At 65.9% G+C, this 16823-nt stretch carries 23 protein-coding genes; 14 read left to right on the forward strand and 9 right to left on the reverse strand.

The annotated features are described in order from the left end of the window. The first annotated feature begins 55 nt into the window (after positions 1-55). Genes purE through CFB24_RS13260 form a run of 3 tightly spaced genes read left to right on the forward strand, consistent with a single transcriptional unit; the run spans position 56 to position 2799 of the window. Positions 56-514, forward strand: coding sequence for a 5-(carboxyamino)imidazole ribonucleotide mutase (purE, locus tag CFB24_RS13250; protein ID WP_088521232.1), 459 nt, complete (start codon positions 56-58; stop codon positions 512-514). A 27-nt stretch (positions 515-541) separates the two neighbouring features. Then, positions 542-1627, forward strand: a complete 1086-nt coding sequence (locus tag CFB24_RS13255) for a 5-(carboxyamino)imidazole ribonucleotide synthase (protein WP_088521104.1) — start codon at positions 542-544, stop codon at positions 1625-1627. Between the two features lie 17 nt (positions 1628-1644). After that, positions 1645-2799, forward strand: coding sequence for an aminotransferase (locus CFB24_RS13260; RefSeq protein WP_088521105.1), 1155 nt, complete (start codon positions 1645-1647; stop codon positions 2797-2799). A 136-nt stretch (positions 2800-2935) separates the two neighbouring features. Here CFB24_RS13260 and CFB24_RS13265 read toward each other — a convergent pair whose 3' ends face one another. Continuing rightward, on the reverse strand, positions 2936-3427 hold the full coding sequence (locus CFB24_RS13265; protein ID WP_088521106.1) for a Dps family protein: 492 nt from the start codon (positions 3425-3427) through the stop codon (positions 2936-2938). Between the two features lie 161 nt (positions 3428-3588). On the opposite strand from CFB24_RS13265, the gene CFB24_RS13270 reads away from it, so the two are divergent. The 3 genes from CFB24_RS13270 to CFB24_RS13280 all read left to right on the forward strand — a co-directional run bounded on the left by CFB24_RS13270 (position 3589) and on the right by CFB24_RS13280 (position 5417). Further along, entirely contained in the window at positions 3589-3753 is a 165-nt protein-coding gene (locus tag CFB24_RS13270) for a DUF1328 domain-containing protein (protein WP_088521107.1), read from the forward strand. 118 nt (positions 3754-3871) lie between these two features. Next, complete coding sequence (locus CFB24_RS13275) at positions 3872-4306, forward strand: response regulator (protein WP_088521108.1); 435 nt, start codon at positions 3872-3874, stop codon at positions 4304-4306. 1 nt (position 4307) lies between these two features. Next, positions 4308-5417: a sensor histidine kinase gene (locus tag CFB24_RS13280; RefSeq protein ID WP_088521109.1), complete on the forward strand. Its 1110-nt coding sequence runs from the start codon at positions 4308-4310 to the stop codon at positions 5415-5417. Here CFB24_RS13280 and CFB24_RS13285 read toward each other — a convergent pair. From CFB24_RS13285 to CFB24_RS13295, 3 genes are all read right to left on the reverse strand, one after another. Further along, on the reverse strand, positions 5383-5697 hold the full coding sequence (locus CFB24_RS13285; RefSeq protein WP_088521110.1) for a hypothetical protein: 315 nt from the start codon (positions 5695-5697) through the stop codon (positions 5383-5385). The two genes, CFB24_RS13280 and CFB24_RS13285, sit on opposite strands and share 35 nt — an antisense overlap. Positions 5698-5772: 75 nt before the next feature. Further along, positions 5773-6345, reverse strand: coding sequence for a sigma-70 family RNA polymerase sigma factor (locus CFB24_RS13290; RefSeq protein WP_088521111.1), 573 nt, complete (start codon positions 6343-6345; stop codon positions 5773-5775). After that, complete coding sequence (locus CFB24_RS13295) at positions 6345-6539, reverse strand: NepR family anti-sigma factor (protein WP_141098440.1); 195 nt, start codon at positions 6537-6539, stop codon at positions 6345-6347. The genes CFB24_RS13290 and CFB24_RS13295 overlap by 1 nt, the downstream gene beginning before the upstream one ends. A gap of 174 nt (positions 6540-6713) precedes the next feature. Here CFB24_RS13295 and CFB24_RS13300 point away from each other — a divergent pair, with 174 nt between their 5' ends. Continuing rightward, positions 6714-7499 carry a response regulator gene (locus CFB24_RS13300; RefSeq protein ID WP_088521113.1) on the forward strand — a complete coding sequence of 262 codons (786 nt, stop codon included), beginning with the start codon at positions 6714-6716 and terminating at the stop codon, positions 7497-7499. Here the strand turns inward: CFB24_RS13300 and CFB24_RS13305 are convergent. Further along, a complete protein-coding gene (locus CFB24_RS13305) occupies positions 7496-7654 on the reverse strand; it encodes a DUF3309 family protein (protein ID WP_088521114.1) in 159 nt (52 codons plus the stop codon). The genes CFB24_RS13300 and CFB24_RS13305 overlap by 4 nt on opposite strands. A gap of 233 nt (positions 7655-7887) precedes the next feature. On the opposite strand from CFB24_RS13305, the gene CFB24_RS13310 reads away from it, so the two are divergent. Continuing rightward, positions 7888-8076, forward strand: a complete 189-nt coding sequence (locus CFB24_RS13310) for a CsbD family protein (protein WP_088521115.1) — start codon at positions 7888-7890, stop codon at positions 8074-8076. 45 nt (positions 8077-8121) lie between these two features. Here the strand turns inward: CFB24_RS13310 and CFB24_RS23090 are convergent, their stop codons facing one another. The 4 genes from CFB24_RS23090 to CFB24_RS13325 form a co-directional block, all read right to left on the reverse strand. Continuing rightward, positions 8122-8295 carry a hypothetical protein gene (locus tag CFB24_RS23090; RefSeq protein ID WP_158255217.1) on the reverse strand — a complete coding sequence of 58 codons (174 nt, stop codon included), beginning with the start codon at positions 8293-8295 and terminating at the stop codon, positions 8122-8124. Between the two features lie 17 nt (positions 8296-8312). Further along, entirely contained in the window at positions 8313-9104 is a 792-nt protein-coding gene (locus tag CFB24_RS13315) for an SDR family NAD(P)-dependent oxidoreductase (protein ID WP_088521116.1), read from the reverse strand. Between the two features lie 31 nt (positions 9105-9135). After that, positions 9136-9339, reverse strand: coding sequence for a hypothetical protein (locus CFB24_RS13320; RefSeq protein WP_088521233.1), 204 nt, complete (start codon positions 9337-9339; stop codon positions 9136-9138). A 160-nt stretch (positions 9340-9499) separates the two neighbouring features. After that, positions 9500-11044 (reverse strand): CYTH and CHAD domain-containing protein, encoded by a 1545-nt coding sequence (locus CFB24_RS13325; RefSeq protein WP_088521117.1) that lies wholly within the window; start codon positions 11042-11044, stop codon positions 9500-9502. A gap of 182 nt (positions 11045-11226) precedes the next feature. Between CFB24_RS13325 and CFB24_RS13330 the strand changes: the two genes are divergently transcribed. The 6 genes from CFB24_RS13330 to CFB24_RS13355 all read left to right on the forward strand — a co-directional run bounded on the left by CFB24_RS13330 (position 11227) and on the right by CFB24_RS13355 (position 16821). Beyond that, positions 11227-11766, forward strand: a complete 540-nt coding sequence (locus tag CFB24_RS13330) for a DUF4142 domain-containing protein (protein WP_088521118.1) — start codon at positions 11227-11229, stop codon at positions 11764-11766. Between the two features lie 61 nt (positions 11767-11827). Continuing rightward, on the forward strand, positions 11828-12271 hold the full coding sequence (locus tag CFB24_RS13335; RefSeq protein WP_088521119.1) for a low affinity iron permease family protein: 444 nt from the start codon (positions 11828-11830) through the stop codon (positions 12269-12271). Between the two features lie 82 nt (positions 12272-12353). Further along, positions 12354-12845 carry a YciE/YciF ferroxidase family protein gene (locus tag CFB24_RS13340; protein WP_088521120.1) on the forward strand — a complete coding sequence of 164 codons (492 nt, stop codon included), beginning with the start codon at positions 12354-12356 and terminating at the stop codon, positions 12843-12845. Between the two features lie 136 nt (positions 12846-12981). Beyond that, complete coding sequence (locus CFB24_RS13345; protein ID WP_088521121.1) at positions 12982-14061, forward strand: glycosyltransferase family 4 protein; 1080 nt, start codon at positions 12982-12984, stop codon at positions 14059-14061. Beyond that, complete coding sequence (locus CFB24_RS13350) at positions 14048-16228, forward strand: amylo-alpha-1,6-glucosidase (RefSeq protein ID WP_088521122.1); 2181 nt, start codon at positions 14048-14050, stop codon at positions 16226-16228. Before CFB24_RS13345 ends, CFB24_RS13350 begins: the two co-directional genes overlap by 14 nt. Then, positions 16225-16821 (forward strand): UdgX family uracil-DNA binding protein, encoded by a 597-nt coding sequence (locus tag CFB24_RS13355; protein WP_088521123.1) that lies wholly within the window; start codon positions 16225-16227, stop codon positions 16819-16821. The genes CFB24_RS13350 and CFB24_RS13355 overlap by 4 nt, the downstream gene beginning before the upstream one ends. The last annotated feature ends 2 nt before the right edge of the window (positions 16822-16823 follow it).

Consider the following 16823-nt stretch of genomic DNA (forward strand, 5'->3'; position numbering starts at 1 on the left):
CTTTTTTCCGGAACCGATTTCAGTGTCGAACCAGAACAGCCCCGTCGCCATCATCATGGGTAGCCAGTCCGACTGGGCCACCATGCGTCATGCCGCGCAAACCCTGGAAGCCCTCGATGTTTCAGCGGACGTGCGGATTGTCTCGGCCCATCGGACGCCGGATCGCCTGGTGAGTTTCGCCAAGGGCGCGCGCGACGCCGGCTTCAAGGTGATCATCGCCGGCGCCGGCGGCGCCGCGCATCTGCCGGGCATGACCGCCGCCATGACGCCGCTGCCCGTTCTCGGGGTTCCCGTCGAATCCAAGGCGCTGTCGGGCCAGGATTCGCTGTTGTCCATCGTGCAGATGCCCGGCGGCGTCCCCGTCGGCACGCTGGCGATCGGCAAGGCCGGGGCGATCAACGCTGGTTTGCTCGCCGCCGCGATCCTCGCGCTGAACGATCCGGCTCTGGCCAAACGGCTCGACGCTTTTCGCGCGCGCCAGACCGAAGACGTGGCGGAGCGGCCGCATGATTGAATGGGCCTTCGACCGCGGAGCCTTGTCATGAGCGACGAACGGGCGCTGGCGCCCGGGGCGCGGATCGGGATTGTCGGCGGAGGCCAGTTGGGCCGGATGCTGGCGCTCGCCGCCGCGCGGCTGGGCCTGTCCTGTCATGTCTACACGTCCGGCGAGGGCGAGCCGGCCATCGAGGTCGCGGCCAAGGCCACCGTCGCCCCCTATGACGACGAGTCGGCGCTGGCGCGTTTCGCGGCGGGCGTCGACGTCGTGACCTATGAATTCGAGAACATTCCCGCCGCCACCGCGGAGTTCTTAAACAAGATCAAGCCGGTGCGGCCTTCGCCGCGCGTCCTGGCCCTGACTCAGGACCGGCTGGTGGAGAAGGATTTCGTTTCCGGCCTCGGCATTGGGGTCGCGGCTTATGCGCGCGTGGACGATCCGGGCGCGCTCGCCCGCGCCGTGGCCCGCATCGGCCGGCCGTCGATCCTGAAGACGCGGCGGTTCGGTTACGACGGCAAGGGCCAGACCCTGCTGAAGGAAGGGTCCGACCTTGCCGTGAGCTTCCGTTCGCTCGGCGGACAGCTGTCGATTCTCGAGGGTTTCGTGCCGTTCAAGGCGGAAGTGTCCGTGGTGGCGGCGCGCGGCCTTGACGGCGAGTTCCTGGCCTGGGACGTCGGCGAGAACGTCCACGACAACCACATTCTCGACACGACCACCGTCCCCGCCCACATTCCCGAGGATCTCGCGCGCCGCGCCGCCGACATGACGAAGCGGATCGCCGAGGCGCTCGATTATGTCGGCGTGCTCGCGGTGGAGATGTTCGTCGTGGACGGACCGGACGGGCTCGGCCTGCTGGTCAACGAGATCGCGCCGCGCGTCCACAATTCCGGCCACTGGACGCTCGATGGCGCGGTCACCTCGCAGTTCGAGCAGCACATTCGCGCGGTCTGCGGCTTCCCGCTCGGTGCGACCCGCGCCCACGGACCTGTGGTGATGCGCAACCTGATCGGCGACGACATCGACAGCTGGCGCGACCTGCTGCGCCAGCGCGGCGCCTGCCTGCACATCTACGGCAAGAGCGAAGCGCGGCCCGGCCGCAAGATGGGCCACGTCACCTTCCTGAAGACATAGGTTTTTCTGAAAACATCATGGCCAATTCCACTTTCGCCGAGGTCCAGACGTCGATCTTCGAGATCGTGTCGGGCCTCGCGCGCGAAACCAACGCGATCAATCTCGGCCAGGGTTTTCCCGAAGGATTGGAGCCGCCGGAATTGATCGAGGCGGCGGTCCAAGCGTTGCAGGCCGGGCCGCACCAATATCCGCCGATGATGGGCCTGCCGGCCTTGCGGCGCGCCGTCGCCGAAAACGCCCGCCGCTTCTTCGGCCTCGACGCCGATGCGGACAATGTGATGGTCACGTCGGGCGCCACCGAGGCGCTGGCGGATTGCTTTTTCGGACTGCTCAACCCCGGCGACGAAGTCATCGTGTTCGAGCCGGTTTATGATTCCTACGCGCCGATCATTCGGCGCGCCGGCGCGGTCCCCGTCCCCGTCCAACTGTCGCCGCCGGACTGGCGTCTGCCGTTCGAGCGCGTCGCGGCGGCGATCACGCCGCGCACCCGCGCCCTTGTCGTCAACACGCCGATGAACCCGATCGGCAAGGTATTCGACCAAGACGAACTGCGCTTCCTCGCCGACCTGATGTTGCGACACGATCTCGTCGCCATTTGCGACGAGGTTTATGAGCATCTGGTGTTCGACGGCGCCCGCCATACGAGCCTGTTCGCGCTGCCGGAGGTGCGCGACCGCGTCGCCCGCATCGGCTCGGCCGGCAAGAGCTTTTCGGTCACCGGCTGGAAGGTCGGCTATGTCATGGCCGAGGCTAAACTGCTCGGCCCGATCGCCCGCGCGCACCAGTTCGTCACCTTCACCACGCCGCCGGCGTTGCAAGCGGCGGCCGCCGTCGGACTGGGGTTGCCGGAGAGCTATTTCAGCGGCCTGAAACAGGCGCTGCAACGCCGCCGCGATCTGCTGACGGACGGGCTTAACCGGATCGGCTTCGTCGCGCGCCCGGCGACGGCGACCTATTTCGCCGTGGCCGATGTCGCCGCCTTCGACGGCGCGGACGACGATCTCGCCTTCTGTCGCCGCATGACGCAAGAGGCCGGCGTCGCCGCCATTCCGCTCTCAGCCTTTTACGAAAAACGCGATCTGCGCGGCTACGTCCGCTTTTGCTTCGCCAAGCGGCAGGATACGCTCACGCGGGCCCTCGACCAATTAGATCGCTGGCGTTCGCGCGCGTAAAAGGCGCCGCCCTGCGGCGGCGCCTCGTCCGGCTTTCGCTTGTGTCAGCGATACAGCAGCGCGATCAGAATGATCACGGGGATCGGCACGCCGATCAGCCACAGCAATAGTCCGCGTCCCATGGTCGTCCTCCTCTCTACTTGGTGATGACGGCGCGCAGCATCCAGATGATTTTTTCGTGCCATTCCATGCGACCCACCAGCATGTCATGGGTCACGATGTCCTTCTGGTCTTCGGCGGTCAGCGCGGCCTGGCGCATTGTCCGAACCGTCGCCTCATGGTCGGCGATCAAATCCTGGACGATCTCCTCGGCGACCATTTCGCGCGCGGCGGGCTGCACGGAAATCGACGGAACCGGGGTGGAGAAGCCGAGCGCGCGGATGCGCTCCGCGAACAGGTCCGTCGCCTGGAACAACTCGCCATATTGCTCCTCGAGCATCTCATGCAGCGAGTGGAACAGCGGACCCACCACGTTCCAATGATGAACATGGGTCTTCACCAGCAGGCTGTAGGTGGCGCTGAGGATTTCGCCGAGGCTGTCCGCGATGCGCTCGCGCGCGGCGGGATCGATGCCGGACTGAATCGATTCGACCCGCGGCTTGGCCCCGAGAATTTCAACATTCGCCATTCAAAGCTCCCTTGAACTGGACTCTGCAAAAGTAATCCGCGAACGCCGCATGCGTTCCCGCGCGTCAAATTTTTCGCGCCATTCCGGGAAGAACGGAACCGCCGCGCAGATGCGCGGTTGCCGAATCACCGGCGATTTGCGTCGGTTAAGGAGGCGCGGCGATGCTCTACTGGACGCTTGTATTCCTGGTGGTCGCGGTGATCGCCGGCGCCCTGGGATTCACAGGGCTCGCCTCGGCCGCCGCCGGCGTCGCGCGGATCATCTTCGGGGTTTTCCTGGTGTTCTTCCTCATCTCGCTGGTGATGCAGGTGCTCGGCGCGGCATGAGGCGATTCGCCCGGCCCGGTTCTCGAGGCAGGCGCGGCTTGCGCGCGAACGAGAGCCGCTCGCTAACAAGACCTGCTTGCGATAGATTCGCGCGATCTTTTTTACGAAAGGAGAGAGGATGCCTGACCGCAACCGCGCCGTTTCGATCGTGATGGTCGAGGACGACGAGGGCCATGCGCGATTGATCGAAAAGAACATTCGCCGCGCCGGCGTCTCCAACGAGATTGTCGTCTTCGCCACCGGCGCCGCGGCGCTGGATTACCTGTTCGACGCGCGGCGCGGGTCGCGCGCGCCCTGCCTGATCTTGCTCGATCTCAATCTCCCCGACATGACCGGCGTCGAAATCCTGACCGCACTCAAATTGAACGAGGCCACGCGTCTGTCGCCTGTGATCGTGCTGACGACGACGGACGATAAGCGGGAAATAGAAAAATGTTACGAGCGGGGCGCGAATGTCTATATAACCAAGCCCCTGAATTATGATAATTTCGCTAACGCCATCCGTCAGCTAGGCCTTTTCCTTTCTGTCATCCAGGTTCCGGACCTCGATTAGCATGCCCTTTGGCTCCGAATACCGCTCCGACTTGCGCGTCCTCTTTGTGGATGACGATCCGGCCCTCGCCGCTCTGGTGTGTCGGCGCCTGACGCAACGCGGCCACAAGGCCATGGTCACCGATAGCGGCGACGACGCGATGGCGCGGGTCAAGGCGGGCGGAGTCGACGTCATCGCCCTCGACCATACGCTGGTGGGCGAAACCGGCTTCGACATCATGGCGCGTCTCGGCCCCCGCGACGCCCGGCCGCCGATCGTCTATGTCACCGGCGATTCCGACGCGCGCACGGCGGTCAACGCCTTGAAATCCGGCGCCGACGAATATGTGGTGAAGGACGGCGGCGAGGAGTTTTTCGAACTGTTGATCGCCGCCATCGAGCATGTCTATGAACGCTGGCGGCTGAAGCGCATTCGCGACGAGCAGCAAAGGGCGGTGCGCGAAGCGCGCGACCGCGCGGAAATGCTGCTGCACGAAGTCAACCATCGCATCGCCAACAGCCTTGGCCTGATCGCCGCGCTGGTGCGGATGCAGGCCGCCGCCGTGCGCGATCCCGTCGCCGTTCAGGCGTTGCAGGAGACCCAGGCGCGCATCAACGCCGTCGGCGGCGTGCATCGCCGGCTTTACATGCACAACCGCGTCGGCCTGGTCGCGCTCAAGGACTATCTTGAAGCTTTGGCGGACGATCTCCTCACCACGCTGACCGATCAGGAGCGGCCGCATCGTCTCAAGGTTCAGGTCGAGCCGATCACCGTCACCACGGATAAGGCGGTTTCGCTTGGCGTCATCGTCGGAGAGCTCGTCACCAACGCGTTCAAATACGCTTATCCCGACGGCGCCGGCGAGATTCGCATCGTGGTGAAGCGGGAGGGCGACGACGCAATTCTCTGCGTCGAGGACGATGGCGTCGGCTTCGATCCCGCCGCCAAGGCCAAGGGAACCGGTCTCGGCTCAAAGATTTTGCGCGCGCTCGCGCAGAATGTGCAGGGCGAGATCGTCTTCGACGTCTCGTCATCGGGATGTCGCGTCACCCTTCGTTTCGGGCTGGACGCGCGCGACCGTGGCGAGACCCACGCGTTCAGCGCTCCGCTCGCGTCAGATGGGCCAGGATGAAGCCGATTCCGGCGGCGATCGCCAAAGCGGCGAGCGGATTGGCGACGACCGAATCGGACAGCCTCTGCACGCCGCGGTCGGCGGATGCGCGCGCGTCCGATGCGAGCGCGCCGGCCTGATCGGCGGCGCGGCTTCCCGCTTTCCGCACCGCTTCGGTCGCCTCGGTCTTGCGCGTGGCGGCGGCGTCGGAAAATTCCGCCAGCGCGGCGCGGATGGCGCGCACGGCGTCGTTGAGAGTGGCGGCCAGTTCGTCTTTCTCGCCCCTGATGTCAATGCCCATGCGCGAAACTCCGTTTTGAGAAGCGATCAGCAAACGTGAGAGGCATGGCTTGGTTCCCCGACGCGGCGCCGTCTGTCAGGCCGCTTCGCCGGACGCCGATCCCCCCGAACCGGCGATGGCGAGAAACTCGCCGCCGAATTCCGCGGCGGATTCGATGGCGAGATGCGCCATCAGCTTTTGGCGGGCGCGGTTGACCCGGCTCTTGATCGTGCCGAGCGCGCAGCCGCAGATTTGCGCCGCCTCCTCGTAAGACAAGCCGGACGCGCCGACCAGAAGCACGGCGACGCGCTGGTCTTCCGGCAGTTTCGCCAGGGCGATCTTCAGATCGTCGAGGTCGAGATGGCCGTTCTGTTCGGGATTGGCGAATAGCCGCGCGGCGGAATCGCCATCGCGGTCCTGCACCTCGCGGCGCAATTTCCGATAGTCGGAATAGAACGTGTTGCGCATGATGGTGAACAGCCAGGCCCGCAGCGAACTGCCGGGTGTGAACCGGTGCTGCGCCGCCCAGGCCTTGATCAGGGTCTCCTGCACGAGATCGTCGGCGCGGTCATGATGGCCGGTGAGCGACAGCGCGAAGAAGCGCAGTTGGGAAATTTCCGCGAGCAGGGCGGATTTGAAACCCGGGTCGGGCCGCTGAATTTCCTCCATCAGAGCGCCTCCTGTCTGGGGACGCGCGCCTCCGGACGCGGCGTCTCGCGATCCAGCCGCTCCAGCAAATCGGCGAAGCGGTCCGGAATGGGTTCCGCGGCGGTTTGGTTGAACAGGCGCCGCAGCTGACGCCCGAGATAGGCCTGCAGCTCACGGTCGAGCGCGGCGCTGGCGTCCTTTTCGATGTCTGGCATTTTGTCCATCGCGTCGTGAGAAAAACCTGTCGGGCGAAATCCTCTTCGGCTTCGCCACGCTTGCGTTTTCAACGCCGCAGCCGCGCCGGCGTTCCCGAAAATGTTTTGGAACCCGATCGACGATCCAGGCGTCGATAACCGGATAATATCCTTGGAGCTTTCCAGGAGCCTTCCATGACGCTCGCCGCGACGATCGCCCCGCAGCTGCCGTATCTGCGGCGCTACGCGCGCGCGTTGGCCGGAAACCAGGGCGGCGGCGACGCCTATGTCGTGGCCATGCTCGAGGCGCTGGTTGAAGACCCGCGCCTGTTTGACGGCGATTGCGACTCGCGGATCGCCACCTACCGCGCCTTTTCGCGGGTGTGGAACGCCATGACGACCGCCTACGACGCCGCGCGCGATCTCGAAGCGCCGCACCATCGGCTCGACAAGATCACGCCCCTGCCGCGTCAGGCGTTCCTGCTCACGGCGGTCGAGGGTTTCTCGCCGGACCAGGCGGCGCAGGTGCTGGAATGCGCGCCCGCCGCCTTTTCGAAACTGGTCGAGACGGCAGGCCGCGAAATTGGCGCCCAGGTGCCGGCGGACGCGCTGATCATCGAAGACGAACCGCTGATCGCGATGGATCTCGAACATCTCGTGGCCGGCCTCGGCCACAAGGTGGTGGGCAACCCGCGCACACGGAGCGAGGCGGTGGACATGGCTCATGCCCTCCGCCCCGGCCTGGTGTTGGCCGACATGCATCTCGCCGATGGCAGTTCGGGCCTGGACGCGGTGAACGATATTCTGAAATCCTTCGATATTCCCGTAGTCTTCATCACCGCGCATCCGGAACTTCTCCTGACCGGCCAACGCCCCGAACCGACCTTTCTGATCGCCAAGCCCTTCGACGAGGACATGGTGCGCGCGGTTATCAGCCAGGCGCTTTTTTTCAGGACGGGCGAGCCGGCGCCCGCCGCCTAAATCCTGCCCATCAGCAGCAGGATCACCAGGACGACGACCAGCAGGCCCACGCCGCCGCTGGGTCCGTAGCCCCAGCCCGCGCTGTAGGGCCAGGTCGGCAAGGCGCCGACCAGAAGCAGAATGACGACGATGAGTATGATCGTGCGCACCGACATGACGCCTCCTATTCAATTCAATGCAATTGTTCGATCAATGCGCGCGGGGCGCGTCCTGTTCCCGGCGCCGGCGTCAAAAGCTTCGCGTGTCCGCAGCCAAAAGCGGAACCAAACCAATCCTCAAGCGTCCTTATTCCACGCGGCGCGGCTAACGGGCGCGCCGATACGGCCAACGTTTTGGCCGCCCGACGCCGCAGGGCGTCGCGACCTATCATCCAAACAGGGAGCTCCCCATGTCCTCCACCACTGACAAGATCTCGGGCGTCGCCAATCAGGCCGCCGGCAAGGCCAAACAGGGCGTCGGCAAGGCCGTCGACGACAAGGAACTGGAAGCCAAGGGCGCGGTCCAGGAAGCCAAGGGCTCGGCCCAGAAGGCCGCCGGCCACGCCAAGGACGCCGTCAAGGATGCGATCAAGAAGTGACGCGCGTCTCATGAATGAAGGAAGGCGGCCGCGAGGCCGCCTTTTTCATGTCTGCGCCCTTGGTTTCTCGCGGGGGCGCTGTTTTTCCGGCGCCGACTCGCTGGTCTTCGCCTGCTCGTGGTCGCGGTCGTCCAGTTCCGTCGCATAGGGCTGCTGGTTCTCCCGCTTGCTTTGCGCCTCCAGCGCGTCGCGCCGTTCCTTTTCGCTCGCCTGTCGCATGGCCTGCCTCCTAACGCCTAACGCCCCGAGCCGGGCTCCGCCTCGCGCCGGTGCGCGCGGGCCAATGTCTCCGCCGGCGTGAGCAGCGACAGCGCCGTCTTGAGCTTGTTCGACCAGCCGCTGACCACATCGCCCTCGCCGCGCATCATCGCGTCGAAGCCGATGCGCGCGACGTCGTCGGGGTCATCCTTTTTCGCTTGGGCCAGCTTGGTGTCCTCCAGGCCGGCGCGCTCGAAAAACTCGGTGTCGGTGACGCCCGGCATCAGGCAGGTGACGCTGATCCCCGACCCCTCCAGTTCCGCGCGCAGCGCGAAGGAGAAGGAATCGAGGAACGCCTTGGTTCCGTTATAGACCGCCTGGAAAGCCCCCGGCGTGAAGCCCGCGATCGAGCCGACGATCAGGATGCGCCCGGCGCCCGCCGCGCGCATGTCGCGGCCGACGCGATGCACCAGCCTCAGCGTTCCCGCGATGTTGGTGTCCACCACTTGGAGCGCGCGTGCGATGTCCTGGTCGAGAAATCCGTCGCCGAGGCCGATGCCCGCGTTGGCGCACAGGATTTCGGGGGTGCGGCCGCCCCAGCTTACGGCGTTGCAGAGCAACTCGACGCCGTCCTTGGTTGAGAGATCCGCCTGCACGGTCTCGACGGCGCCGCCGAGCGCCCGCAGAGAAAGGCCCGCCTGCTCGATCTCGGCGTTGTCGGCGGCGATCACCAGATCATGGCCCGCCTGGGCGCAACAACGCGCCAGGCCGAGGCCGATCCCACTCGACGCGCCGGTGACGACGGCGAGGGGCCGGAATGCTTGCGCCATGGGAGGCTCCTGAATGTGAGAAGAAGATGCGTCAGCCCTGGTCGCGGCCGACAAGCGCGTTGGGCGCGGGATCGACGCTGATATGGACGGCATAGGCCTCGCGCATGGCCCGCTGCGCCGCGAGAACGGCCGCCTCGAACGCGGCCTCCTTGGTCATGTAGGCGACGCGCTGGTCCTCATGCTCCAGCCGCCATTCCTCCCCGTCGGGAACGATGCGGAACAAGGCTTTAGCCATCGCGCCCTCCATGATTGCGTCTCGCCCTTCAGCACCGAACGCCCGCTCTCCGCAACGGTTCCATGGGCGGTCGAATCATTCCGGCTCCGCCTGAACCTCGAAGAAAATCAGTTTTATGCGCTCCGACAGCCGCCGCAGCGCGATGTCTCAGGCTGTCGGGTCAAGCGGCCTGCGCGCCGGGAGGATCGCTCGGCCGGAAATCTTTCCAGAACGGACGTGTGCGGCGCAGCGCGGCATGGGCGTCGAGCGCGAGGCGCCGGCAACCGGGCGGCGGCGCCAGTTCGTCGCGCAAGATGCCGGCGGCGAAGATGAAATCGGCTTCCGGATTGCTGTTGACGGCCTGCGCCAGCGCCTGTTCGGCGGCGACGCCGTCATGGATCACGCCCAAGGATTTCTGCGCGCGCCTGAGCGCCTGCGACATCCGCTCGAAGTCTTTCGCCCGCGCCAGCGGCCGGGCGAATTCGATCATGTAGCGCAGCTTCTTCATGGCGATGCGAAGCCGATGACGATGGCGCTCGTCAGAGCCGCCGATGACGTCAGCCGCCTTCCGCCGCCTCACTTTCTTCAGCCGGCGCGCGAACTCCTGCGCGGCGAGCGCGCCGAACGGCGCGTCGGCCGCCTGGCGTTCGAACAGCGCGCCTGGCGCAGCCGCCGCCATCGCCAGATCGAGCAGCAACAGCCGGAACCGTGGCGACCGCACCGCCGCGATCAGCCGCGCATGGGCGTCGTCGCGCCGCCGCGCGAAGTCCTCGCGCAAGGCGTTGACGCCGGCGACGTCGGGATGACGTCGCTGCAGCAGGCGCATCGGCTTGTCGATGAAGACGTCGCGGTCGCGGGCCTCGCCCAGCGCGTCGGACATCCACTTCAATTCGGCGGCGAGCCGGCCGGCTTCCGCGCTCGGCATCGCCGGCTTGAACAGCGACAAGGCCGCGCGGAGCCTGCGCACGGCGACCCGCATTTCATGCACCGCCTCGACATGGGCGGGGTCGGCGTCCAGCAGTTCATGGTTGATCGACTCCTGTTTGAGGCAGGCCGCGACAATAGCCGCGAACGCCTCGGCGGAGGTCGCCTCCGACTCAAAATTCAGGTCGAGCCCGGTTTCGACGCGGCCGTCGCGCCGCGCCCGCAGGCGGCGGCCGCGCGCCCCCTTGCTGACGAAGGAGGGCGAGGCGCCGGACACGTCCAGCGCGTCGCGCGCGATCGCTTGAAAGGCGGCGAGGGGGCCGCTCTTAAGCTCCAGCTCCGCCTCGTTGATCGGCGCCCGCTCGCCCTCCGCGACGATCTCGCCGCAGTCGAGCGCCAGCTCGATCACGGCGCCATCGCGCTGCAAAGTCCAGATCGCCCGTTCGACGTCGACGACGAATAGCGGTTTCAGCTTCGCCTTGCCGCGCAGGGCGGATTTCGCCGGCGTGTCCCTGGCGGCGGCGATGGACGGGCGCTCGTCGTCAAGCCTGGTCTCCCATTCGCCCCGGCTCGCTCCGCCGCCGGACTTCACCGTCTGGACAAATTGCGCCTCCTGATGCGCTTCCTGACGCCTGACGCGCAGTTCGAGGCCATGGCGCGCGAGGCTCCCCTTGCCGTCGTCGAAATAGGTGCTGTGCAATCGCGTCGTCTCGGAGCCGCTCGCGTAACGCGCGGCGAAGGCGGCCATGCGTGACGCCGCGGCGGGATCGACGCGCAATTTGATCTCAAGCTCTGACGGCATCGAGGCTTTTCCGGATTTGCTTGAAGCGTGAGCCGAAAAAACGCGGGGCGCGCCAAATCGTTGCGGACACGGTCCAAACGCGCCGGCGAGAGATGGAAAAACCAATTCCGCCGCCGAAATTGCCGGGGAACCGGGACATGGATTGTTGGTTGCTCTTGCGCAAATGCCTTTAGGAGATTCACATGAGAACAATCGCCATGCTCACCGCTTTCGCCTTGATGGGCGGCGCCGCCTTTGCGCAAAGCGCGGGCGAGAAACTCGGCGTCAATTCCGCGCTCGGCATTGCGCCGACGACACAGGATTTCGTTACACAGGCGGCCCATTCCGGCGAATTCGAAATCCAGTCGAGCCAGCTCGCGCTGGAGCGCGGCGACGCCTCTTCGAAAACTTTCGCGACGCAGATGATCGCCGACCATCAGGCGATGAGCGCCCAGCTGAAGGATCTGGTGAAGGCCAAGAGCATCAACGTCACCATTCCGCAAGGTGTGAGCGCGTCGCAACAATCCATGCTCGACAAGTTGAAGACGCTGCAGGGCGCCGACTTCGACCGGCGTTATCGCGACGACCAGTCTAGCGGGCACAAGGACACCGTGTCGCTGTTCGAGCGCTACGCCAAAGGCGGCGAGAACGCCGATCTGAAGCAATGGGCGGAGCAGGCCACGCCGCAATTGCAGCGCCATCTCAAGCAGGCCGAAGACCTCAGCGCGCGCGCGGAAAAATAGCGCGGGAACAACTGTCGGCCCCGCGCTGTTCTCGTCTGCGCAGCAGACAGGGAGCAACGGGATGCGCGCCAGCCCTCCGCCGGAGACGCCCCAGTCGGATCACGGAGACCGGCCGCCGGTTTACGCGGAGCGGTTCCGGGCTTTCGCGGCCCGCATGGCCGTGTTGAGCGGCCATCCGAACGCCTTTGGCGTCGTCGTGGTCTATATCGCGGCCTGGGCGATCTCCGGCCCCTTGTTCAAGTTCAGCGACACCTGGCAGTTGGTGATCAACACCAGCAGCAGCATCGTGACGTTGATGATGGTGTTTCTGATTCAGACGTCGCAGAATCGCGACACCGCCGCCATCCAACTGAAGCTCGACGCGCTCGTCCGCGCGACCGAGCAGGCCACCGACCGCGCGGTCGCCGCGGAGGAGCTGACCGAAGCGGAACTGGCGGAGCTCAAACTGAAAATCCGCGCCAGCGTCGAGGTGGACCAAGGCGCGGCCACGCCGCCGGCGCGTTGATCGCGCTGGCGAATTTGTCAAATCGCGTCGGAACCGGGGCGTCCGCTTCCGGTTTTTCGGCGGTCAGCGAAAGGGACATTCCATGGCTCAGGAAAAACAGCTTCAGGATCTCTTCACCGAGACGCTCAAGGACATCTACTACGCCGAAAAGCAAATCCTGCGCGCCTTGCCGAAACTGGCCAAGGCCGCGCATTCCGAGGAATTGCGCCAGGCGTTCCAGCACCATCGCGAGCAGACGGAAGGCCAGATCGAGCGCCTCGAACAGGTGTTCGAAATGATCGGCAAGGGCGCGCGCGGCAAGGAATGCCACGCCATCGTCGGCATTCTCGACGAAGCCAAGGAAGTCATCGACGAGTTCACCGGCGCCGATGCGCTGGACGCGGGATTGTTGTCGTCGGCGCAGGCCGTCGAGCATTACGAAATCGCCCGCTATGGCACGTTGAAAAACTGGGCGCAGCAGATCGGCCTCAAGGACGCCGTTCCGCTGTTCGAGGCCACGCTGAAGGAGGAGAAGGAGACCGATGCGCTCCTCACCCGGCTGGCCGACACCAACCTCAACAAGAAGGCGGCCTGAACGGCTGCGGGCGCGAGCTCTCTCGCGCCCGCCTTCTTCGAAATTTCACCATGGGCGAAACCTTAAAAGCTTTTTCTGCGTTTTATTCCAGAGCCTTCGTTTAAGCCTTGAATTCTCGCCCGCGCCAGGAGTTGTCATGCGGATCGCCCAGATTGCGCCTCTCATGGAGAGCGTGCCCCCGAAAGCCTATGGTGGAACCGAACGGATCGTTTCCTACCTCACCGAGGAACTGGTTCGCGCCGGACACGACGTGACGCTGTTCGCCAGCGCGGATTCGCGCACCCGCGCCGATCTGCAACCGATGTGCGACGTCGGCCTGCGTCTTGCGCCTGGCCCCAAGGACCCCATCGCCTATCACATGCTGATGCTGGAGGAGGTGCGCAATCGCGCCGACGAATTCGACATCATTCACGCCCATGTCGATCTGCTGCACTATCCCCTGTTGCGGGAGCATTCCGCCCGCTGCCTCACCACCATGCACGGCCGGCTCGATCTGCCGCTGCTCGCCCGCATGCACGAAATCTTCGACGACTTCCGGCTCGTCTCCATTTCCGAGCACCAGAGGGGGCCGATCCCCGACGCCAATTGGGCGGGCACGGTGCATCACGGCCTGCCGCTCGATTTGCTGCGTTATGCGCCGCGGGACGATGGCTATCTGGCGTTCCTCGGCCGCATCTCGCCGGAGAAACGGCCGGATCGCGCCATCGAGATCGCCGTGCGCGCCGGGGCGCCGCTGAAGATCGCGGCCAAGGTCGATCCCGCCGACGTCGATTATTGGGAGCAGAAAATCCGCCCCCTGGTCGAAGGCGCGCCTCAGGTCGAGTTCGTCGGCGAAATCGACGATCGCCAGAAAGCGGCGTTCCTGGGCGGCGCGCGCGCGCTGCTGTTCCCCATCGACTGGCCCGAGCCGTTCGGCCTGGTGATGATCGAGGCGCTCGCCTGCGGCACGCCGGTGATCGCCTATGACCACGGCTCGGTGCCCGAGGTGATCGAGGACGGCGTCACCGGCTTTCTCGTGAACTCCATCGAGGAGGCGGTGCGCCGCGTCGACGAGGTCGGCGCGCTCGACCGCGCCCGCATCCGTCGCACCTTCGAGCGACGTTTTTCCGCGGCGCGCATGGCCAGCGACTATGTCGCGATTTACCAGGGCATGCGGGCGCAGGCGAAGACGCCACGCATCATCGCGGTCAACGGTCATCAGAATGCAGTCCTCTGAGCGCGTCGATGCGGCGCTCGACTACGTGATCGCCGCGGAAACCTCCCATATCGAAATCACCCCGCGCGCGCTCAAGAACGAGGATTCGTTCGCCGTGTTCGACGCGCATGGCGATGCGACGCCGGGGACCGGCGGCACCCACGGCCTGTTCCATCGCGACACCCGTCACCTGTCGAAGCTGTTCCTCACGCTGTGCGGGGTGCGGCCGTTGCTGCTCAGCTCCACGGTGCGCGAGGACAACGCCACCTTCACCTGCGACATGACCAATCCGCATCTGTCGGGCCGGGATGGCGAGGACCTCGCCCATAGCCTCATTCATCTGCGACGGCAGCGGTTTTTGTTCGGCGCGGCCTGTCACGACAGTCTGACTTTGCACAATTTCGATGTGGTCCCGCGCGACATCGAGATCGCCTTCGATTTCGCCGCCGATTTCGCCGATCTGTTCGAGGTGCGCGGGGCGCGCCGCACGCGCCGCGGCGTATTCCATCAGCCGCGCGTGTGGGAAGATCGCGTTCAGCTCGCCTATACCGGCCTTGACGGGCAGACCCGCCGGACGGTGCTGCGGTTCGAACCGCAACCGACGGAATTGACCGGAGAGCGCGCGCGTTACGCCCTCACCCTGGCGGCGGGGGAGACGCTTGGCCTGTTCATCGAGGTTCGCTTCAACGATGCCGCGGAGTCCGGCCGCTCGGCCCGGCTGGGTTTCCGTTCGGCGCTGCACAGCGCGCGCGCGGCGCTGCGCGAGCGCAATGCGCGCGCCGCTTCGGCGACGTCCTCCAACCAATATTTCAACGACGGCTTGCGACGCGCGTCGAGCGATCTCGCCGTGCTCGTCACCGACACGCCGGAAGGCCCGTATCCCTATGCGGGCGTGCCGTGGTTCAGCACCGCCTTCGGACGCGATGCGCTGATCACCGCCTTCGAAACCCTGTGGATGGACCCGACTCTTGCGCGCGGCGTGCTGCTGTATCTCGCCGCCAATCAGGCCAAGGTTTTCGACGCCGCCGCTGACGCCGAGCCCGGCAAAATCCTGCACGAAGTTCGCTATGGTGAAATGGCCGAACTCGGCGAAGTGCCGTTCCGGCGCTATTACGGCTCGGTGGATTCCACCCCGCTGTTCGTGATGCTGGCGGCGGCGCATTTCGACCGCACCGGCGATTTGCAGACGGCGGAGGCGCTCTGGCCCTCGGTGAAGGCGGCGCTCGACTGGATCGCCGTGCATGGCGACCGCGATGGCGACGGCTTCGTCGAATATCATCGCCAGACCGACGAGGGCCTGTCCAATCAGGGCTGGAAGGACAGTCACGACAGCATCTCGCACGAAGACGGCTCTCTCGCGCGCGGCCCCATCGCGCTGGTCGAGGTGCAGGCCTATGTCTACGCCGCCTGGCTCGGCGCCGCGCGGCTGGCGCGGGCGCTGGGAATGGACCGAGAGGCGGCGGCGCAGGAAGCCCGCGCGGGCGTGTTGCGCGACCGGTTCGACGCCGCGTTTTTTGATGAGGCGTTGGGGACTTACGTGCTGGCGCTCGACGGCGACAAGAAGCCGTGCCGGGTGCGCAGCTCGAACGCGGGCCACGCGCTGTTCACCGGCGTGGCGCGGCCGGAGCGCGCGGCCTCGGTGGTGAGCGCGTTGATGTCGACCGCCTCCTTCTCCGGCTGGGGCGTGCGCACCCTTTCGGAGGAAGCGGTCCGCTACAATCCCATGAGCTATCACAACGGGTCGGTCTGGCCGCATGATAACGCGCTGATCGCCATGGGCTTCGCGCGCTATGGCTTCAAGGCCGAGGCGCTGCGAATATTCGAGGGACTCTTTCGCGCGTCCATCACTTTCGACTTGCGCCGCCTTCCCGAGTTGTTCTGCGGCTTTCCGCGCGCGAGAAACCTCGGGCCGGTGTCCTATCCGGTCGCCTGCGCCCCGCAGGCCTGGGCCTCGGCGGCGCCCTTCGCGCTGCTGCAGGCGGCGCTGGGCCTCGGCTTCGACGTCGGGCGCGGCCGCGTCACCTTCGACCGTCCGGCCTTGCCGGATTTTTTGGACGAACTCGTGCTGAAAGGCGTGGTCATCGCCGGCGGGAAGCTCGATGTGAAAATCCTGCGCGCGGGATCCTCCGCCGCCTTTTCGGTGCTGTCGCGGGTGGGCGACGTCGGCCTGATTGTCGAGAAGCCATGACGCTGTTCGAGCCGGATCCGACCTCGCTCGAAGAACTCAACGCCAAGGGCGCCGAGTTGGGGTCGTTCGTCTCCGGCGGCGTGCGCGCCGTCTTCGGCGAGGGACCGCTCCATGCGCCCATCGCCTTCGTCGGCGAGCAGCCCGGCGACCGCGAGGATTTGGTCGGCCGTCCCTTCGTGGGGCCGGCCGGTCAGTTGCTCGACCGCGCGCTGGCGGAGGCCGGCATCGACCGCTCCGTCTGTTACCTCACCAATGCGGTCAAGCATTTCAAATTCGTCCCGCGCGGCCGGATTCGCCTGCACCAGTCGCCGCTGGCGAGCGAAGTTAAACATTACCGCTGGTGGCTGGAAAGCGAATTGCGGATCGTGGCGCCGGGCCTCGTCGCCGCGCTCGGCGCCACGGCGCTGCTCGCGCTCACCGGTCGGGCCGGCGGCGTCGCCAAACTGCGGGGTCCCCAAACCTTCGATGAGCGGCTGGGCTATGTCACCACGCATCCCTCGGCCATCCTGCGGGCGTCGGAGCAGCGGCGCCAATTGGACTATCAGGCGTTCGTCGCGGATATGCGCGCCATCCGCCAACGCGCCGGCTTATGAAA

Origin of the sequence: Rhodoblastus acidophilus, assembly GCF_900187365.1 — a bacterium.
Lineage (GTDB): Bacteria > Pseudomonadota > Alphaproteobacteria > Rhizobiales > Beijerinckiaceae > Rhodoblastus > Rhodoblastus acidophilus.

Coding starts and splice junctions, on each gene's coding strand:
- purE (WP_088521232.1), top strand. CDS start 56: ATGGGTAGCCAGTCCGACTGGGCCACCATGCGTCATGCCGCGCAAACC.
- CFB24_RS13255 (WP_088521104.1), top strand. CDS start 542: ATGAGCGACGAACGGGCGCTGGCGCCCGGGGCGCGGATCGGGATTGTC.
- CFB24_RS13260 (WP_088521105.1), top strand. CDS start 1,645: ATGGCCAATTCCACTTTCGCCGAGGTCCAGACGTCGATCTTCGAGATC.
- CFB24_RS13265 (WP_088521106.1), bottom strand. CDS start 3,427: ATGGCGAATGTTGAAATTCTCGGGGCCAAGCCGCGGGTCGAATCGATT.
- CFB24_RS13270 (WP_088521107.1), top strand. CDS start 3,589: ATGCTCTACTGGACGCTTGTATTCCTGGTGGTCGCGGTGATCGCCGGC.
- CFB24_RS13275 (WP_088521108.1), top strand. CDS start 3,872: ATGCCTGACCGCAACCGCGCCGTTTCGATCGTGATGGTCGAGGACGAC.
- CFB24_RS13280 (WP_088521109.1), top strand. CDS start 4,308: ATGCCCTTTGGCTCCGAATACCGCTCCGACTTGCGCGTCCTCTTTGTG.
- CFB24_RS13285 (WP_088521110.1), bottom strand. CDS start 5,697: ATGGGCATTGACATCAGGGGCGAGAAAGACGAACTGGCCGCCACTCTC.
- CFB24_RS13290 (WP_088521111.1), bottom strand. CDS start 6,345: ATGGAGGAAATTCAGCGGCCCGACCCGGGTTTCAAATCCGCCCTGCTC.
- CFB24_RS13295 (WP_141098440.1), bottom strand. CDS start 6,539: ATGCCAGACATCGAAAAGGACGCCAGCGCCGCGCTCGACCGTGAGCTG.
- CFB24_RS13300 (WP_088521113.1), top strand. CDS start 6,714: ATGACGCTCGCCGCGACGATCGCCCCGCAGCTGCCGTATCTGCGGCGC.
- CFB24_RS13305 (WP_088521114.1), bottom strand. CDS start 7,654: ATGTCGGTGCGCACGATCATACTCATCGTCGTCATTCTGCTTCTGGTC.
- CFB24_RS13310 (WP_088521115.1), top strand. CDS start 7,888: ATGTCCTCCACCACTGACAAGATCTCGGGCGTCGCCAATCAGGCCGCC.
- CFB24_RS23090 (WP_158255217.1), bottom strand. CDS start 8,295: ATGCGACAGGCGAGCGAAAAGGAACGGCGCGACGCGCTGGAGGCGCAA.
- CFB24_RS13315 (WP_088521116.1), bottom strand. CDS start 9,104: ATGGCGCAAGCATTCCGGCCCCTCGCCGTCGTCACCGGCGCGTCGAGT.
- CFB24_RS13320 (WP_088521233.1), bottom strand. CDS start 9,339: ATGGCTAAAGCCTTGTTCCGCATCGTTCCCGACGGGGAGGAATGGCGG.
- CFB24_RS13325 (WP_088521117.1), bottom strand. CDS start 11,044: ATGCCGTCAGAGCTTGAGATCAAATTGCGCGTCGATCCCGCCGCGGCG.
- CFB24_RS13330 (WP_088521118.1), top strand. CDS start 11,227: ATGAGAACAATCGCCATGCTCACCGCTTTCGCCTTGATGGGCGGCGCC.
- CFB24_RS13335 (WP_088521119.1), top strand. CDS start 11,828: ATGCGCGCCAGCCCTCCGCCGGAGACGCCCCAGTCGGATCACGGAGAC.
- CFB24_RS13340 (WP_088521120.1), top strand. CDS start 12,354: ATGGCTCAGGAAAAACAGCTTCAGGATCTCTTCACCGAGACGCTCAAG.
- CFB24_RS13345 (WP_088521121.1), top strand. CDS start 12,982: ATGCGGATCGCCCAGATTGCGCCTCTCATGGAGAGCGTGCCCCCGAAA.
- CFB24_RS13350 (WP_088521122.1), top strand. CDS start 14,048: ATGCAGTCCTCTGAGCGCGTCGATGCGGCGCTCGACTACGTGATCGCC.
- CFB24_RS13355 (WP_088521123.1), top strand. CDS start 16,225: ATGACGCTGTTCGAGCCGGATCCGACCTCGCTCGAAGAACTCAACGCC.